Annotated in this window: 1 protein-coding gene; it reads left to right on the top strand. The window is 32.8% G+C overall.

Annotated elements, in window-relative coordinates:
• Nucleotides 1-37: 37 nt before the first annotated feature.
• Nucleotides 38-405 (top strand): replication protein (locus tag HMPREF2663_RS08640; RefSeq protein ID WP_070846219.1); only part of this gene is annotated, 368 nt, incomplete at its 3' end.

Consider the following 405-nt stretch of genomic DNA (forward strand, 5'->3'; position numbering starts at 1 on the left):
GCATCATTAATCAATAATCACAGAAAGGATGTTGATGATGTCAAAAGATAAACGTTCAAATAAGTGGGCTTTCTTAATATATGAAGAGAGCTCGCCATCTAACTACCGAGATATTTTGGAACAAATGCATATCCCCTATATTTTAAGTCCGTGGCATAATCAAGATATTGATCACTCGACAGGAGAAATTAAGAAGTCACATAAACATGGAGCTTTGTTTTTTGATTCTTTAAAAAGTTATTCCCAAGTCTCTGAATTACTTCAACAACACTTAAATACACCTAGTCATATTGAAATAATTATGTCCCCTAAGGGCATGTTTGATTATTTTATTCATGCGTCTAATACAGATAAAACCCCTTATGACATCAACGATATTGAAAGTGGTTGTGGTTTTGACTTAAA

Source organism: Staphylococcus sp. HMSC077D08 (assembly GCF_001837945.1).
GTDB lineage: Bacteria > Bacillota > Bacilli > Staphylococcales > Staphylococcaceae > Staphylococcus > Staphylococcus epidermidis.